General features: G+C 44.4%; 16 protein-coding genes, 1 tRNA gene, 2 rRNA genes, 1 other RNA gene and 1 other annotated feature (2 of these 21 running past the window's edge). Of the genes, 6 read left to right on the top strand and 14 right to left on the bottom strand.

What is annotated here, in order from left to right:
• The 5 genes from recR to tadA form a co-directional block, all read right to left on the bottom strand.
• Window positions 1–65, bottom strand: the 5' portion of a protein-coding gene (gene recR / locus M1J35_RS02870; RefSeq protein WP_034766119.1) for a recombination mediator RecR. 532 nt of this gene lie to the left of the window's left edge; 65 of the gene's 597 nt are visible here — the first part of the coding sequence; the start codon lies at window positions 63–65; the stop codon falls past the left edge of the window.
• 11 nt (window positions 66–76) lie between these two features.
• The gene (locus tag M1J35_RS02865) at window positions 77–400 is read right to left on the bottom strand and encodes a YbaB/EbfC family nucleoid-associated protein (RefSeq protein WP_172655813.1); all 324 of its coding nucleotides are present in this window, start codon (window positions 398–400) and stop codon (window positions 77–79) included.
• A gap of 31 nt (window positions 401–431) precedes the next feature.
• Window positions 432–2120: a DNA polymerase III subunit gamma/tau gene (gene dnaX / locus M1J35_RS02860; RefSeq protein WP_061811512.1), complete on the bottom strand. Its 1689-nt coding sequence runs from the start codon at window positions 2118–2120 to the stop codon at window positions 432–434.
• A 151-nt stretch (window positions 2121–2271) separates the two neighbouring features.
• An RNA gene (ffs, locus tag M1J35_RS02855) (signal recognition particle sRNA large type) lies at window positions 2272–2536 on the bottom strand.
• A gap of 98 nt (window positions 2537–2634) precedes the next feature.
• On the bottom strand, window positions 2635–3129 hold the full coding sequence (tadA, locus tag M1J35_RS02850) for a tRNA adenosine(34) deaminase TadA (protein WP_254652738.1): 495 nt from the start codon (window positions 3127–3129) through the stop codon (window positions 2635–2637).
• A gap of 82 nt (window positions 3130–3211) precedes the next feature.
• Between tadA and M1J35_RS02845 the strand changes: the two genes are divergently transcribed.
• The 5 genes from M1J35_RS02845 (at window position 3212) to M1J35_RS02825 (ending at window position 7160) form a co-directional block, all read left to right on the top strand.
• The gene (locus M1J35_RS02845) at window positions 3212–3751 is read left to right on the top strand and encodes a cysteine hydrolase family protein (protein WP_224522396.1); all 540 of its coding nucleotides are present in this window, start codon (window positions 3212–3214) and stop codon (window positions 3749–3751) included.
• A 78-nt stretch (window positions 3752–3829) separates the two neighbouring features.
• On the top strand, window positions 3830–5116 hold the full coding sequence (locus M1J35_RS02840) for a glycoside hydrolase family 18 protein (RefSeq protein ID WP_224522397.1): 1287 nt from the start codon (window positions 3830–3832) through the stop codon (window positions 5114–5116).
• A gap of 220 nt (window positions 5117–5336) precedes the next feature.
• Window positions 5337–5993, top strand: coding sequence for a deoxynucleoside kinase (locus tag M1J35_RS02835; RefSeq protein WP_254652737.1), 657 nt, complete (start codon window positions 5337–5339; stop codon window positions 5991–5993).
• A complete protein-coding gene (locus M1J35_RS02830; protein WP_034766108.1) occupies window positions 5977–6645 on the top strand; it encodes a deoxynucleoside kinase in 669 nt (222 codons plus the stop codon). The genes M1J35_RS02835 and M1J35_RS02830 overlap by 17 nt, the downstream gene beginning before the upstream one ends.
• 152 nt (window positions 6646–6797) lie before the next feature.
• Window positions 6798–7160: a hydrolase gene (locus tag M1J35_RS02825; RefSeq protein ID WP_224522398.1), complete on the top strand. Its 363-nt coding sequence runs from the start codon at window positions 6798–6800 to the stop codon at window positions 7158–7160.
• 107 nt (window positions 7161–7267) lie between these two features.
• Here M1J35_RS02825 and M1J35_RS02820 read toward each other — a convergent pair.
• The 6 genes from M1J35_RS02820 to guaB form a co-directional block, all read right to left on the bottom strand.
• Window positions 7268–7360, bottom strand: a tRNA-Ser gene (locus M1J35_RS02820).
• 116 nt (window positions 7361–7476) lie between these two features.
• Window positions 7477–8751, bottom strand: coding sequence for a serine--tRNA ligase (gene serS, locus M1J35_RS02815; RefSeq protein ID WP_254652736.1), 1275 nt, complete (start codon window positions 8749–8751; stop codon window positions 7477–7479).
• Between the two features lie 48 nt (window positions 8752–8799).
• Window positions 8800–9009: a binding site (T-box leader), on the bottom strand.
• Window positions 9010–9062: 53 nt separating this feature from the next.
• Window positions 9063–9653, bottom strand: a complete 591-nt coding sequence (gene pdxT, locus M1J35_RS02810; protein WP_254652735.1) for a pyridoxal 5'-phosphate synthase glutaminase subunit PdxT — start codon at window positions 9651–9653, stop codon at window positions 9063–9065.
• 11 nt (window positions 9654–9664) lie between these two features.
• A complete protein-coding gene (pdxS, locus tag M1J35_RS02805) occupies window positions 9665–10546 on the bottom strand; it encodes a pyridoxal 5'-phosphate synthase lyase subunit PdxS (RefSeq protein WP_061811515.1) in 882 nt (293 codons plus the stop codon).
• Between the two features lie 251 nt (window positions 10547–10797).
• The gene (locus M1J35_RS02800; RefSeq protein WP_371928709.1) at window positions 10798–12153 is read right to left on the bottom strand and encodes a serine hydrolase; all 1356 of its coding nucleotides are present in this window, start codon (window positions 12151–12153) and stop codon (window positions 10798–10800) included.
• Window positions 12154–12348: 195 nt separating this feature from the next.
• Window positions 12349–13812 (bottom strand): IMP dehydrogenase, encoded by a 1464-nt coding sequence (gene guaB, locus M1J35_RS02795; RefSeq protein WP_254652733.1) that lies wholly within the window; start codon window positions 13810–13812, stop codon window positions 12349–12351.
• A gap of 112 nt (window positions 13813–13924) precedes the next feature.
• On the opposite strand from guaB, the gene M1J35_RS02790 reads away from it, so the two are divergent.
• Entirely contained in the window at window positions 13925–14860 is a 936-nt protein-coding gene (locus M1J35_RS02790) for a YaaC family protein (RefSeq protein ID WP_254652732.1), read from the top strand.
• A 33-nt stretch (window positions 14861–14893) separates the two neighbouring features.
• On the opposite strand, the gene M1J35_RS02785 is transcribed toward M1J35_RS02790, so the two are convergent.
• From M1J35_RS02785 to M1J35_RS02775, 3 genes are all read right to left on the bottom strand, one after another.
• A complete protein-coding gene (locus tag M1J35_RS02785; RefSeq protein WP_224522403.1) occupies window positions 14894–15379 on the bottom strand; it encodes a glutathione peroxidase in 486 nt (161 codons plus the stop codon).
• Window positions 15380–15919: 540 nt separating this feature from the next.
• Window positions 15920–16036 (bottom strand): 5S ribosomal RNA (gene rrf, locus M1J35_RS02780).
• A 102-nt stretch (window positions 16037–16138) separates the two neighbouring features.
• A 23S ribosomal RNA gene (locus M1J35_RS02775) occupies window positions 16139–17500 on the bottom strand (it continues 1575 nt past the right edge of the window).

Here is a 17500-nt window from a genome sequence, read left to right as displayed (position 1 = left end):
GGCCCGATTCCCGGCAGTTTCATAAAGCTGTCGATCAGCTTTGATATAGGCTCAGGATAATGCATATGTTTGCCTCCTAGAACATTCCCGGTAGGTTCATTCCTTTAGTGAACTGACCCATGGTTGAGTTCGTTAGTTCGTCCGCTTTCTTCAGTGCATCGTTAGTTGCTGCAAGAACTAAGTCTTGTAACATTTCTACATCATCCGGATCAACCGCTTCTTCGTTGATTTTCACGTCAATGACTTGTTTGTGGCCGGACACAATAACTGTTACCATACCGCCGCCTGCTGTTCCTTCGATTTGCTTTTCACCCAGTTCTTCCTGAGCTTCCGCCATCTTCTTTTGCATTTTTTGCATTTGTTTCATCATGTTTTGCATATTTCCATTTCCACGCATCATCATCATTACCTCCAGTTTATTATTGAAACTATTAATCGTTAAGTTCTATTAAATCCATACCGACCAGCTTTTCAGCTTCCGTTAAGAGAGAATCTTCTTCTTGATTTCCGCTGGATGAATCCCCATCCTCTGTTTTCGAATTCCGGATGAAGTCTTCCCTTATGGACATCCACTGATCTTCAGGAATCCCAATAGCCGCATAGCTATTTCCCGTTAATTCTTCCAAGATGGAAGCAATCGCGGAAGTGAAAGCTTGATTCTCCATTGCCATTTGACAATGGATATCATATTTGAATTTTAACACAAATGAGCCGTTTGTTGCTGCTACAGGTTCAGCATCATTTAATAATGCAGACTGCGAACGCATCTGACGCTGATTAAGGGTTTCCACCATGTCTCCCCAACGACTCTTGATAAGATTCAAATCCTCTTTCGTGGCCGTTCGGAGCACTTCCTGGATCTTACCGGTAGGGGCCCGGAACCCCTTCTTCGCCCTGATCGGTTTTTTTGCTGCCTGTGCTGCGGGCTCCGCTTGGACCTTGACTCCATTTGCCTTCAGCTGTTCGACCTCTTTTTCAAGAAGGTTGATCTTTTTCATCAAATCATTCACTTCCGGCGAAGAAGCGGATACGGGCGCTTCCATCTGACAAAGCTTCACAATGGAAACCTCCAGATAAATCCGGGCATGGTTCGTAAACTTCATTTCCTGACCGGCCTGATTCAGGACGTCAATGTACTGATAGATCTGTCCAGGCTGGGTGCGCTCCGCCAATTCTTTGAAATCATCGTCGAGCATGACCCGTTCCAGTGATTCCTCCAGGTTCGGTGCGGTCTGGTATAACAGCATGTCCCTGAAATAAAGGATGAAGTCTTCTGCGAACCTCGCCGGGTCCTTCCCTTGAAACAGGAGCTCTTCCAGGGCCCCTAAACCGGTTGTAACATCTCTTTCCAGGATGGCCTTTGCCAGCGTATTCAAGTAACCTTGAGAAACGGCTCCTGTTACCGTCAGGGCATCGTCGACCGTGACCCGGTCCTGACTGAAGGAGATCGCCTGATCGAGAAGGCTGAGAGCATCACGCATCCCGCCCTCGGCAGCCCTAGCGATGATCGTCAAGGCATTTTCCTCAAAATTCACGCCGGATTCTGTGGCAATATGACTCATTCTTCCCACAATATCCATGGCGGTGATCCGTTTGAAGTCAAATCGCTGACAGCGCGAAATGATGGTCAGGGGAATCTTATGGGGTTCGGTCGTCGCCAGGATGAATATGACATGCTTAGGCGGCTCCTCCAATGTTTTCAGAAGCGCATTGAATGCCCCGATGGACAGCATATGAACTTCATCGATGATGTAGACTTTATACTCGACAACGTTTGGAGAATATTTGACTTTATCCCGGATGTCCCGGATCTCCTCCACCCCGTTATTGGAGGCGGCATCGATTTCAATGACATCAGGGATCGAACCGTCCGTGATCCCTTTACACGCATCGCACTCATTGCAAGGTTCCGCTACAGGGGAACGTTCACAGTTAACGGCTTTCGCCAGGATCTTCGCTGCACTAGTCTTCCCTGTCCCTCTTGGTCCCGAGAATAAATAGGCATGGGAAATCTTCTGATGAAGGAGGGCATTTTGCAACGTTTTCGTTACATGCTGCTGTCCCACTACATCAATAAATGACTGAGGACGCCACACACGATATAAAGCTTGATATGCCAAAATACTCCCCCCTCTTTTTATGTACTATAGTGTCTCTATTATAACGTAATGTAAATCCCTTTTACAAAGAAAACCGGAGATCAATTTAAACCTTTACATAAACAAAAAACTCACCCGGAAATGGATGAGTTGTTGTATATAAGTTAAACTGCCGTGCACCTTTCGTCGACAAGCATCCATAGGCGTTACTCAAGCAGTTAGCTCGGCCCAGGCAACCCTGCGGCACATGGGAGCTTCCACTTAATGCTGCTTCCTTCCGGACCTGACATGGTTCATGGATTCCCATTGCGCAGGACCCAGGCGTCAACACCACTTACTTGAGGCAGGCCCTACAGAGTGCGAGCCTCGGAAAGGAATTCGGTCTCGCTAGAGCGGATTGCGAGTACAGGGCACCGCTACCTCCCCACCTAGCACGGCAAAATTGATACCATATTTAGTTGCGTCATTAGTGCGACGCAAGATTAAGTATACTAGGATTTACGGTAAAAAGCAATGATGGAATGCTGTAAGTTATTTACAGACTATCCATCCTCTTTTTCTTCTCACTTTTCTTCCGATCCCTTAATCCTTTAAAAAATCGGGACAGGATTCCACCACACTCTTCCGACAACACCCCAGGCAATACTTCACACTGGTGATTAAACCGATCATCCTCAAGTAGATTCATCAGCGTCCCGGCACAACCCGCTTTCGGATCCTTTGCCCCATAAACGACTTTCTCGATTCGTGATAGGATGATGGCACCGCTGCACATGGGACATGGTTCAAGGGTGACATAAATCTCCGCTCCTTCAAGACGCCAAGTGCCAAGCTTCTCACATGCCTCTTGGATCGCCAGTGTTTCTGCATGGGTGATGGCGTTTTGGCTCGTTTCCCTCAGATTATGGGCCCGGGCGATGATCTCGTCATCCATCACAATCACGGCGCCAATCGGAACTTCCTGGATGGCGGCGGCTTTCTCTGCTTCTATCAGTGCTTCTTTCATAAACTGTTCTTCTCTTATACCCATTGTGTACTCCTGTAAATTTATTTCTCAATCCTTTATAAAATATCCCGATTCACACCAAACTATAGTGGAAAGGGGCTTTCACATGATACCTAACGATACTGCTCTTTTGGTCATCGATATTATGAATCCATTTGACTTTACACATGGGGAAACGTTGGCGCAACACACCTCAAAGATTGTCGATCCCATTAACTCCCTGCGTCGCTATTGTATGAAACATCAGCTTCCTACCATCTATATTAACGACCATTACGAGCTTTGGAAAGCAGATTACAAAGAGATCTATAAGAAATGTCATAATAAGACGAGCGACCCGATCATGACTCCTCTCCAACCGATGGAAGACGATTACTTTCTTATTAAACCGAAACACTCTGCCTTTTATGGTACGGCATTAAACACGCTTCTTCACCACTTATCTGTCAAGAACCTGATCATCACAGGGATTGCCGGTAATATATGTGTACTCTTCACAGCCAATGATGCCTATATGAGAGAGTTTAACCTAATGGTGCCCGGCGACGCCATCGCTTCTGTCAGTGAAGAAGATAATCACTACGCTTTGACGATGATGAAAAATGTCTTAAAAGCAAAGATTGATCCTACCGGCGGGATTTTATAAAATTTCCGGCAGAAAACATATTCAAACCACCCTTCTCATACGCTGATTATAGTGAATGAATTAAAGGAGGGTTTGTTTATGCAAATACATGTTGTCCAGCCGAACCAATCTTTATTTGGTATCGCTCAAGCGTATGGATCAACAGTTAATGATATAGTGGACGCTAATCAATTGCCGAACCCCAATAATTTAGTGATCGGCCAATCACTGGTCATCCCGATTATAGGAAGTTTTTATTTTGTTCAACCCGGGGATAGTCTTTGGAGAATCAGTCAAAAGACGGGCGTCCCTTATCAGGAACTTGCAAGGGTGAACGGGATTTCTCCTAATCAGCCTCTACAGGTGGGGACTCGTTTATACATCCCACAGAAGCCTAAGGTGAAAGCGGAGTTTAATGGCTATGTTGAGCCATACGGAAAGGAAGTGGCCCCGAACCTTGAACAAAGCGCCAAGGAAGCCGCCCCCTATCTCACGTATCTCGCTCCGTTCAGTTTTCAGGCGAAGCGGGATGGCACTTTGAAAGAACCTCCCCTCGGAAACCTCATTCAAACCGGGAAAGACAATAATAATGTCATGATGATGGCCATCACCAACCAGGAGGAAGGGACATTCAGTGATGAACTGGGCAGAATTCTATTAACCGATCAGAACATCCAGAATAAGTTCCTGGATAACGTCGTCCAAACGGCTAAGAAATATGGATTCAGGGATATTCACTTCGACTTTGAGTACTTACGTCCACAGGACAAAGAAGCCTACAACCAATTTTTACGAAAAGCGAAGGCACGCTTCAATCAGGAAGGATGGCTGCTCTCCACCGCCCTTGCTCCAAAGACCAGTGCAGATCAAAAAGGGAAATGGTATGAAGCACATGATTATAAAGCCCACGGTGAAATTGTCGACTTCGTGGTCATCATGACGTATGAGTGGGGTTACAGCGGCGGTCCTGCCATGGCCGTATCCCCTATCGGACCGGTGAGGGATGTTCTTGAGTACGCTGTTTCTGAGATGCCTCCATCAAAGATTCTCATGGGGCAGAATTTGTATGGTTATGACTGGACACTCCCTTTTGTACAGGGAAGCACAGCCAAAGCCATCAGTCCGCAACAGGCAATCCAGATAGCCGCTGATAACAATGTTAAAATCGATTATGATCAAAAAGCGCAGGCACCATTCTTCAAGTACCGTGATGCAGGCACCGGAAAGGATCATGAAGTTTGGTTTGAAGATGCACGAAGCATCCAGGCCAAATTCGACCTTATGAAAGAATTGAAATTGAGGGGGATGAGCTATTGGAAGCTCGGTCTGCCTTTCCCTCAAAACTGGCTGTTAATTTCCGACAATTTCAATGTTGTAAAAAGATAATTAATAGAAGCTGATGGATAGGTAAATCTATAAACACCTATTCATCAGCTTTTTATGTGCGTCTTCATAAAAATTCCCTTACAGGAAGCCGATACAATGAAGGTGATGTGTTTTATCTATACAGGAAATATCCTGAACAAACCATCCATATATTGTGTTACAATAATTCCTGTCGTAATTTTTCACACTATATTCGAGAGTAATATGAGGAGGACAATTAATGGGGCGCATTCCTTTCATTACCGTTGAAGGCCCGATTGGAATAGGAAAAACCTCTCTTGCAAAAGCGATTTCCGATCATTTTCAATTTCACCTGCTTAAAGAAATCGTAGATGAAAACCCATTCTTAGATAAGTTTTATGATGACATTGAAGAGTGGAGCTTTCAAACAGAGATGTTTTTCTTATGCAATCGATATAAACAATTAGAAGATATCGAGAAACACTACTTATCTCAGAACAAATCTGTCGTTGCAGATTATCATATTCTTAAAAACATCATCTTCGCAAAACGCACATTGAAGGATGAACAACAATTCAAGAAATACCTCAACATCTATGACATCCTGACTTCAGACATGCCGAGACCCAATGTGGTCATTTACTTGAACGCAAGCTTGGATACGCTCCTGAAGCGCATCGAAAAAAGAGGACGTGATTTTGAAAAGAAAATCAGCCCTCTATACCTGAAGCAGCTATCACTGGATTATGAAGAATATATGAATACATTCGAAGAAACACACCCGGATATCCCTGTTCTTCGCTACAATGGCGACCACGTAGACTTTGTTCAAAACAAAGAGGATCTGGAACATATTCTTACTCAATTAGAAACTACACTGAAAAAAGGAGTTCACTATCATGAATCTTCGCACTAAATACGGGATCCCGAACAATGCCGTGATCACCATTGCCGGAACGGTCGGTGTCGGGAAATCCACGATGACAAACGGATTGGCTAACGCTTTGGGCTTCCGGACGTCATTTGAAAAAGTGGATACCAATCCATATCTTGATAAATTTTATCAGGACTTTAAAAGCTGGAGCTTCCACCTTCAAGTCTACTTCCTGGCAGAACGCTTTAAAGAACAGAAGAAAATCTTTGAATACGGCGGCGGCTTTATCCAAGACCGCTCGATCTACGAGGATACAGGCATATTCGCACGCATGCATTATGAAAAAGGGAATATGAGTGAAATCGACTATGAAACCTATACAAGCCTATTCGATGCCATGGTCATGACGCCATACTTCCCTCACCCTGATCTGTTGATTTACCTTGAAGGGTCCATTGATCATATCGTGGACCGCATCAAAGAGCGGGGTCGCCCGATGGAACAGCAAACGCCTGTTGCCTACTGGGAGGAAATGCACGAGCGCTACGAAAACTGGATCAATTCCTTTAACGCGTGTCCCGTCTTAAGACTCGACATCAGCGAATACGATCTCGTCAACGACCAAAATTCCATCGAACCAATCGTCGAAAGAATCGGTTACTTCATCGAACAGACGAGAATGTTAAAGAGCTAAATAAAGAAAAGACTACTCTGCGGTATGAGTAGTCTTTTTTTATACCCTCCCTACAAAATGCCTAATAAAGAAAGGAGGAAGCACCCATCCGTTTATTTCCATCCGAAAAGAGGTATAGGTAGTAACAAATAATCGATTGGGGAGATGTAGAGATGATGGAATCGAAACAAACTTATTTTGTTGATATCAGCAGCGGGGATATTCTGCAGGATCCGAATCAAAACGCCAGTCCAAGCTTTCGGATATTCGCAACCCCTACAGAGGTGAACGAGCTTAAAATGCTCTTTAACGATAACTATGATGACGATATGTCGACCATGAGACGCGCTCAGGTTCCATTCCGCCAGTATCATAATTCACCAGAAGATGATCATTATGATCAATCGATGAAGGATATTTATGCGAAGATCTACCTGCTGGGGGATGACGAAGCACGCAGTCATATTACAGCGATCGGTGTACTTGAAAACACGTCCGATCACCATGTAAGAGAAGATATAAAGAACCTTAAGTAAGAGGTACTGGGTCCTTTGACATGGAGATAAAATAAAAAAATTCGTTACATGAAATGTAACGAATTCTATCTCCAAAGTTTATGCGCGATGGTTATAAAAAAAATCAATGGAGGAGGAAGGGGGATTCGAACCCCCGCGGGCTGTTACACCCCTGTCGGTTTTCAAGACCGATCCCTTCAGCCGGACTTGGGTATTCCTCCGTATCGACAAGAATTATAATAACATGGTGTATGAATGGAGTCAAGGATATTTCAAAAAAAATTAAAAAGAAGTCTCACGGAGGAACGCGAGACTTCTTTTTGCTGATAAAAACGTTTTATTTAATGACTTCCACTCCACCCATATATGGACGAAGGGCTTCTGGTACGATGACACTGCCATCTTCCTGCTGGTAGTTTTCCAGGATGGCGGCTACTGTACGTCCGATCGCTAATCCAGAACCATTTAACGTATGCACATGTTCAGGCTTTGCGTTCGGCTCTCTTCTGAAGCGGATGTTGGCACGTCTCGCCTGGAAGCTCTCAAAGTTACTGCAAGAAGAAATCTCACGGTACGTCCCGTAACTCGGGATCCACACTTCAATGTCGTACTTCTTGGCTGCTGTGAAGCCCAGGTCCGCTGTACACATAGATAATACGCGGTACGGCAGGCCAAGCAGCTGAAGAACTTTTTCAGCGTGACCCGTCAATTTCTCTAACTCATCATAAGAGTCCTCAGGCTTCACAAAGCGTACCAGCTCGACTTTGTTGAATTGATGCTGACGGATCAGCCCTCTTGTGTCACGTCCTGCAGATCCAGCTTCAGAGCGGAAGTTGGCGCTGTATGCCACATAGCTTACAGGCAGTTCGTCAGCCTTCAGGATCTCATCACGATGATAATTCGTCACAGGCACTTCTGCCGTTGGTACTAGGAAGTAGTCTTCACTTTCAATTCTGAATGCATCTTCCTCAAACTTTGGAAGCTGACCTGTTCCTGTCATACTCGCTCTATTCACAAGGAATGGAGGGATCATTTCTGTATAGCCATGCTCATCCATGTGAAGGTCCATCATGAAGTTGATGAGGGCTCTTTCAAGTCTTGCTCCAAGTCCTTTATAGAAAACGAATCGGCTCCCCGTCACTTTCCCTGCACGTTCGAAATCAAGAATTCCAAGTCCTGTGGCAACATCCCAGTGAGGCTGTGCTTCGAAATCGAATTCCCGGACCTCTCCCCATTTACGCGCTTCAACATTATCATCTTCTGTTTCTCCGACAGGTACCGTTTCATGAGGGATATTTGGAATAGAAAGAAGGATGCGCTCAAGTTCTTCTTCGATGCCTCTTAATTCATCATCCAGCTTTTTAACCATGGCCCCGACTTCGCGCATTTCCACAATCATATCCTGAGCATCTTTTTTCTCTTTTTTCAGCTCGGCAATTTGTTGGGATACATCATTACGCTTGCTCTTGAGATCTTCACTTTCCACCAGGAGCTCTCTTCTTCTCTTATCAAGCTCTTCAAACTTACCGAAGTCCTCCAGGTTCTCACCGCGGTGCTGAAGTCGGGCTTTTACATCTTCCAGATTGTTACGTAAATATTTAATGTCTAACATGCAGTTTCTCTCCTTTTTATAAAAATATAAAAAACCCCCATCCCTGGTAAAAGGGACGGAGGTTTCCGCGTTGCCACCCTAATTGAAGACACTCTCGCATCTTCCTCTTAAGAGATGGTAACGGAATCACCGAAAATACCTACTTCATTCAGTACTTCACTCAAGGATGGATTCGTAAAGCTCCTGCATCGATTCTCACCGGCCATCGACTCTCTTTAGCAAGCTTTCTTTACTACTATTTCCTCTCAACGATTTTAATTTTTATTGGTTATTTCATAATCTACTACAATGTTTTCCATTTTGCAATAGAATTATGCGATTGTTTTTTCCATGCTTTCTTTCACCATTTCAACGAAAAATGCAGTCAGACGATGATCATCCGTCAATTCAGGATGGAATGAACAGCCGAGGAACTGTCCGTGGCGGGCAAGCACGATACGCTCGTTATGCTTCGCCAGGATTTCAACATCTTCTCCCGCTTCCACGATATGAGGCGCACGGATGAAGACGGCATTGAATCCTTCTCCTACATGGGCAATCGAAAGGTCCGCTTCAAAGCTTTCCTTCTGACGGCCAAATGAATTACGCTCCACCGTCACATCCATCACCCCAAGATGAGGCTCTTCGTAACCGACAACATGCTTCGCTAACAGAATCAAACCGGCACATGTTCCAAAGATCGGCTTCCCTGCTGCTGCGAATTGTCTTAACGGCTCCATAAAGCCATAGCGGTCAATCAGCCTTCTCATGGTGGTACTTTCCCCACCAGGCATGATGAGCCCATGAATCTCTTCCAGTTGCTCTACACGCTTCACGACGATCGCCTTGGCACCTGAGGCTTCAATGGAACGAACATGCTCCCTGACGGCACCTTGAAGTCCTAATACACCGATGTTCAACATAGAATCACACCTTACCATCCACGATCTTGCATACGGTTTTCAGGGAGGATAGAAGAAATTTCTACACCCTTCATCGCTACACCAAGCTCTTTAGACAGTTCTGCGATCAACTTGTAATCCTGATAGTGAGTAGTCGCTTCTACAATCGCTCTTGCGAATTTTTCAGGGTTCTCTGACTTGAAGATACCAGAGCCTACGAATACTCCGTCAGCCCCTAATTCCATCATAAGAGCCGCATCAGCTGGTGTAGCAATTCCGCCTGCAGCAAAGTTTACAACAGGTAAACGACCGTTTTCTTTAATTTCTAACAATAATTCGTATGGAGCTCCCAGTAACTTCGCTTCTGTCATGATCTCATCTTCATTCATGCTCACTAGCTTACGTACTTGAGCATTGACCTTACGCATATGACGAACCGCTTCAACGATGTTACCTGTTCCAGGCTCACCCTTTGTACGAAGCATAGATGCCCCTTCACCGATACGGCGGGCAGCTTCACCTAAATCACGGCATCCGCATACGAAAGGAACCGTGAAATCTCTTTTATTTAAATGGTACTCTTCATCAGCGGGCGTCAATACTTCACTTTCATCAAGGTAGTCAACACCCATTGATTCAAGAACTCTCGCCTCAACTATATGACCGATACGAGCCTTTGCCATTACAGGAATCGAAACAGCACCCATCACTTCTTCAATAATACGAGGATCTGCCATTCTTGCCACTCCACCTGCAGCACGGATGTCTGCTGGAACACGTTCTAAAGCCATTACCGCAACTGCACCCGCAGCTTCGGCAACTTTTGCCTGCTCTGCATTGACAACGTCCATGATAACGCCGCCTTTTTGCATTTCAGCCATACCTCTTTTTACACGATCTGTACCAGTCTTCATATCTATATCCCCCTTATATTTATCCCTTGCATGCCCACAACTTCCCAAAAAAGGAAGAAAACGTGACTAAAACAATCGGAATGATTATGTAACCCTACTGCTAAATAAACAATAAAAACGGGCTTATGTCAAGACGAAAAGCGGAAGCGGCGACAAGCATTTCTTCAGTCCCTTTGTATAAGACCCTACAATTATTCAATTATAAAAAAACACCAGGACTCATCAACTTGAGCCTTGGTGTTTATTATAAGTTAGAACCAGCCTTTAACCGTAGAAGTAATGGAATCCCAGATATCTCCGAAGAAACCACCGACGGCTCTCATGGAAAGGACGAACCAGTTCGCTTTCTCGACACCATCCACTGTCACAACAGATGCCTTTGAAGCGTTCGTTCCTTTATCCGTAAGATAACCTAAATCTTTCTTGCCTTTAGCTTCCAGCATGACATACCCGACCTTTTCCCCTTCTTTAACAGGAGCGGTCAGTTCGCCATCATCATTCAACTTTTTCTTATCCAACACAAACTTAGGTTTGTATTGATCTTCTTCACCGTTCTTAACCACCATGCTTAATGGAGAATCGGTTTTGATTTGAACTTCTTTTTCTTTTCCTTTTTGAACTGAAAGTGTTTTATGTCCTTTTACTTTGTAGTCAGCAGGAAGGACTTCTTCCATTGTGAAATTAGTAAAGGCGTAATCTAACATTTTTCTTGTTTCATTAAAACGTGCGTCATAAGAATTTTCACCAGAGCTGATATCCACGTTCATCACCACTGTAATATAACGCATTCCATCTCTTTCAGCTGTTCCTGTAAAACATCCACCCGCAAAATCAGTCGTACCGGTTTTCAAACCGTCCATGCCCTCGTATTCACGAATCAATCCAGGCAGCATCCAGTTCCAGTTTTTCATATTGAAAGCATCTTCAGTGCCTTCGGCGAATGTCTTCTTCGCGATTTTTGATGTATCAAGGATTTCAGGGAAATCTTTCATCAATCGATAAGCAAGTGTTGCGGTATCTTTCGCAGACATCACATTTTCTTCATCTGCTCCACCGACCACTTGATCCACATAAGGAGCTAAATCTTTATTATTCAATCCAGTCACATTGACAAATTTATAGTTTTCCAAGCCCAGTTCTTTGGCTTTATCATTCATCATTTGAACAAACTTTTCTTGAGACCCGGCTACAGTTTCAGCGATGGCCATCGCTGCAGCATTCGCAGATTCGATCGCCATTGCCTCATACAGATCTTTGATATTATATGTTCCCTCTTCTCTTAATGGAACATTACTCAAATTATCATTATGGGACATATTCGAAATTTTTGTCGGAACCGTGTATGTCTGATCCCATTTCACTTTACCTTCTTTAACTGCTTCAAGTAACACGTATTCCGTCATCATCTTCGTCATACTTGCAATTCCTTGAGCTGTATCGGAATTCTTCTCATACAGAATCTTACCTGTACTTGCTTCTACTAAAATCGCAGCTTTTGCGTTTACGTCCAAGTCACCTTGAGCATTGGCAGGTTTCTGCACCATACTCATTGCCATCATAAAAACCATCATACAAACAAAAGATTTTTGAATCCAACTTCTTTTCACTGTTAGCCCTCCAAGATTTTATGTACACCTTCGTTATTTTAACATAGTTCCAAAGGTAAGAATAGACAGAGAATATGACTAGTTTTGGCATAGGTCAAGGGACTTGCGGCCTCTAAAAAAAGACGGAGAATAACCTTTCTTTCACATTAAAAAAAGCTGACCAGGAAATTCTGATCAGCTTTTGTCATTATTTTCTTATAAAGAGTAATTTGGTGCTTCTTTCGTAATCTGAACATCATGGGGATGACTTTCACGAAGGCCGGCACCTGTCATTTTAATGAACTGCGCCTTTTCTCTTAAGTCGTATAAGTCTTTCGTTCCACAGTAACCCATTCCTGAACGTAAGCCTCCAACCAGCTGATACAATGTATCGGCTAATGGTCCTTTATAAGGAATACGCCCTTCGATGCCTTCTGGAACGAACTTTTTCGCTTCCTCTTGGAAATAACGGTCCTTTGATCCTTTTTCCATCGAGCTGACAGAACCCATCCCTCTGTATACTTTAAAGCGGCGACCTTGGAAGATTTCCGTTTCGCCAGGGCTTTCAGATGTACCTGCCAATAAGCTTCCAAGCATGACGGCATGTCCTCCGGCTGCCAGGGCTTTCACAATATCACCGGAGTACTTGATGCCTCCATCGGCGATGATGCTCTTCCCATGCTTTCTTGCTTCAGTTGCACAATCATACACAGCGGTAATTTGTGGAACACCCACACCTGCAACCACGCGGGTTGTACAAATCGAACCAGGTCCGATTCCCACTTTAACCACATCTGCACCTGCTTCAATCAATTCTCTTGTCGCTTCAGCCGTGGCTACATTACCTGCAACGATATTTAACGTTGGATAAGCTTCACGTATTTCACGAACAATAGAAAGGACTCCAGCGGAATGACCGTGAGCCGTATCGATCACGATGACATCCACATGGGCTTTAACCAAATGTTCTACACGAGTTAATGTGTCCTTGGAAATACCAACGGCTGCTCCCACTAATAAACGACCTTGAGCATCTTTAGCCGAATTCGGGAACTCGATGACTTTCTCAATATCCTTGATCGTAATCAATCCTTTAAGTGTTCCTTCTTGATCGATCAAAGGCAGCTTTTCAATCTTATATTGCTGAAGAATTTTTTCCGCTTCTTCTAGGGTAGTACCGACTGGAGCCGTTACAAGATTCTCCTTCGTCATGACATCCGAAATCTGGATCGAGTAATCCTGGATGAAACGAAGATCGCGATTCGTTAAAATCCCGACAAGCTTCTGTTCTTGCTCGTTGTTCACAATCGGAACACCGGAAATTCTATATTTGCCCATCAAGTGCTCTGCAGAAAAGACTTGATGATGCGGAGTTAAAAAGAATGGATCAGAGATAACTCCACTTTCGGAACGTTTTACTTTATCGACCTGTTCAGCTTGCTGTTCAATACTCATATTCTTGTGGATGATACCGAGTCCACCTGTTCGAGCCATTGCAATCGCCATTTCAGCTTCGGTAACAGTATCCATCCCTGCACTGATGACAGGTACATTCAGCTTAATTGAGTCCGTTAATTCAACAGAAATGTTTACATCCTTTGGTAACACCTCTGATTTAGCTGGTAACAATAACACATCGTCAAACGTTAAACCTTCTTTAGCAAATTTAGAATCCCACATGTTTTCGGCCTCCCTAGTCCCAAAATATTATTAGTAGGTTATCAATTGGTTAAAATACTGTCAAGAAGAATAGGATTAATTTAACTTTTCAGAATAATTAGAAGGTGATCTTTTGAACGAAATACGTCAGCACTGGGACTTCATTCACTATTTTCAATCAGCGGAATACTCCCAGAAGTTTCTAAAAAAATGTTACGAAAAACTGGGTTCCATTCAAGCTGAATTAAAGAGTTACGACAACTGTTATCCATTCATGTATTACCTTGAACAAGGAGAACTTTATTATAAACAAGCCATGATGTCTCCTTTTTCACTAAAGCCCATATTGCTTTTTTATGGATACATTCATTTCATTAAAGCGATTGTCCTGACAGAAGATCCGGAATACCCTGAAACAACTACCGTTCTTGCTCATGGGATTACCTCAAGAAAAAGAAAGAAGCAGCAGTACAGGTTTCTACAGGATGAGGTAAAGGTCCAGAAAAACGGGCTCTTTTCACATTTTTCGGACCTCGTGTTCCACGTGAAACATATCATCGGAGAAAAATATAAAATGGAAGATCTGCTCGTCCAAATACCTGAACTTGAAGAAGCCTTTCTTATTCTACTCAAAAAGAAAACCATGTTCTGGTTCACCAATAAAAACGAACTGACGATCGACGAGTCCTTACTCTCCCACTTTCATATGTCGGGGTCTTTATTTAAACAATACCTGAACGAAAAAATAACGAGGGATTCACTTTCTATTACACAGGACACGCTGCACACAACCAGCGCGGAGGAACAACTACCTGTCAGATGGCATTTAAACAAAGACCGGTTGGCACTGCCAGGAATTCGAAACGAGGCATCCGGCATACCTGAAGTGCTCATCCACTATGCCATCCTATACAATCTAAGCATGATTGCCCGGTACGAAACCGAATGGTGGGTGGAACTATTAAAAAACCGAACGAATGAAGACTATCCAATCATTACGACGTTTCTCAACGTCACAACAGAAAAGTCACCCTATCTGTTACTCAAGATTCTTAAGGATAAAACATAGGAGAAAGAGAAAGGCCGAGCCTTTCCTCTTTCTCTATTCAGCCTGAAGTAACTTTCTAATGTCATCCTCAATTTTACGAGGATTGGTTTGCGGCGAATACCGGTCGAATACCTCACCATTTTTCCCAACGAGAAACTTAGTGAAGTTCCATTTAATATTTGAAAGAAGGACACCCTTTTTCTCCCGGGTTAAAAACGTGAACAATGGGTGAGCTTCCTTACCCTTTACGTCCACCTTCGCAAACATCGGGAATGATACTCCGTAATTCACCTGACAGAACTCCATGATATCATCCTGATTATCAAATTCCTGGTTCATGAATTGATCACACGGAAATCCCAGTACGACAAGCCCTTCCTCTTTGTACTCTTCATACAGGCCCTGAAGCTCTTCAAATTGGGGCGTAAAGCCACACTTACTTGCTGTGTTCACAATCAGCATGACTTTCCCCCGGTACTCGTCCAGCGACGTCACAGACCCATTCGCTCTCTTAACAGTGAAATCATAAATTGTCGTCATGTTTTTCTCTCCTTGTTTATACTCTTATTTAAATAATACGTTAGGAGGTTGGGGGATAGCAATTTTGAGTGGGTGTTTGAGAGGGGATGTTGGTGGGTAAAGTGGTTGGGATGGATAAGTGATTTGAATGGGTGATTGGCAGGTAGTCAGATGACTGATATCTGATCTCGTACATCTAATAGATTGGCTATTAGGATAATGAAAGTTTTATAATTCTATTGTATCTTGAAAAACACTTAGATTCAGTGTACTAAGAAGCATAAAATGTGTCCTTGGTTAGCATAGGCCTTAAGATTTCAAGATTACTAGCCTTTTTTCAAGGACTTCGTAACCGAGAGAATAGGAAGAGAAGTTAATTGCGTCATTTACGGAAGTGATTGCGTCGTTTTTGAAATTATTGCGTCATTTTCAGAGGTATTTGCGTCGTTTTTTCTTTTTATGCGTTTTTCACCTTTTTATACCATCGTTTCCTCCCTTCGCATTCTTCGTACTTCAAACCAAAAAAGAGCAACTCCTAAGAGCTACTCTTTTTTCCTATTTGCCTGGCGACGTCCTACTCTCACAGGGGGAGATCCCCCAACTACCATCGGCGCTGAAGAGCTTAACTTCCGTGTTCGGCATGGGAACGGGTGTGACCTCTTCGCCATTATCACCAGACGAATATTCAATTGAAGGGTTGTTCCTTCAAAACTAGATAAAGAATTGATGTCAAGAAAGCCGAATACCGACCAATTGTTGTTCATATAAATATGACTCTTTGTGGTTAAGTCCTCGATCGATTAGTATCAGTCAACTCCACATGTCGCCATGCTTCCATCTCTGACCTATCTACCTAGTCATCTTCTAGGGATCTTACTCACTTACGTGATGGGAAATCTCATCTCGAGGGGGGCTTCATGCTTAGATGCTTTCAGCACTTATCCCTTCCGCACATAGCTACCCAGCGATGCCTTTGGCAAGACAACTGGTACACCAGCGGTGCGTCCATCCCGGTCCTCTCGTACTAAGGACAGCTCCTCTCAAATTTCCTGCGCCCACGACGGATAGGGACCGAACTGTCTCACGACGTTCTGAACCCAGCTCGCGTACCGCTTTAATGGGCGAACAGCCCAACCCTTGGGACCGACTACAGCCCCAGGATGCGATGAGCCGACATCGAGGTGCCAAACCTCCCCGTCGATGTGGACTCTTGGGGGAGATAAGCCTGTTATCCCCGGGGTAGCTTTTATCCGTTGAGCGATGGCCCTTCCATGCGGAACCACCGGATCACTAAGCCCGACTTTCGTCCCTGCTCGACTTGTAGGTCTCGCAGTCAAGCTCCCTTGTGCCTTTACACTCTGCGAATGATTTCCAACCATTCTGAGGGAACCTTTGGGCGCCTCCGTTACTCTTTAGGAGGCGACCGCCCCAGTCAAACTGCCCACCTGACACTGTCTCCCACCCCGATAAGGGGCGCGGGTTAGAATTTCAATACAGCCAGGGTAGTATCCCACCGATGCCTCCACCGAAGCTGGCGCTCCGGTTTCCAAGGCTCCTACCTATCCTGTACAAGCTGTACCAAAATTCAATATCAGGCTACAGTAAAGCTCCACGGGGTCTTTCCGTCCTGTCGCGGGTAACCTGCATCTTCACAGGTACTATAATTTCACCGAGTCTCTCGTTGAGACAGTGCCCAGATCGTTACGCCTTTCGTGCGGGTCGGAACTTACCCGACAAGGAATTTCGCTACCTTAGGACCGTTATAGTTACGGCCGCCGTTTACTGGGGCTTCGATTCGCACCTTCGCTTGCGCTAAGCACTCCTCTTAACCTTCCAGCACCGGGCAGGCGTCAGCCCCTATACTTCGCCTTACGGCTTCGCAGAGACCTGTGTTTTTGCTAAACAGTCGCCTGGGCCTATTCACTGCGGCTCTCTCGGGCTTGCACCCTACCAGAGCACCCCTTCTCCCGAAGTTACGGGGTCATTTTGCCGAGTTCCTTAACGAGAGTTCTCTCGCTCACCTTAGGATTCTCTCCTCGCCTACCTGTGTCGGTTTGCGGTACGGGCACCTTTTTCCTCGCTAGAGGCTTTTCTTGGCAGTGTGGAATCAGGAACTTCGCTACTATAATTCGCTCGCTATCA

This window comes from Rossellomorea sp. KS-H15a (assembly GCF_024195245.1).
GTDB classification, from domain to species: domain Bacteria; phylum Bacillota; class Bacilli; order Bacillales; family Bacillaceae_B; genus Rossellomorea; species Rossellomorea vietnamensis.
The sequence above is the reverse complement of the archived record's forward strand: the minus strand, read 5'-3'. Positions and strand labels throughout refer to the sequence as shown.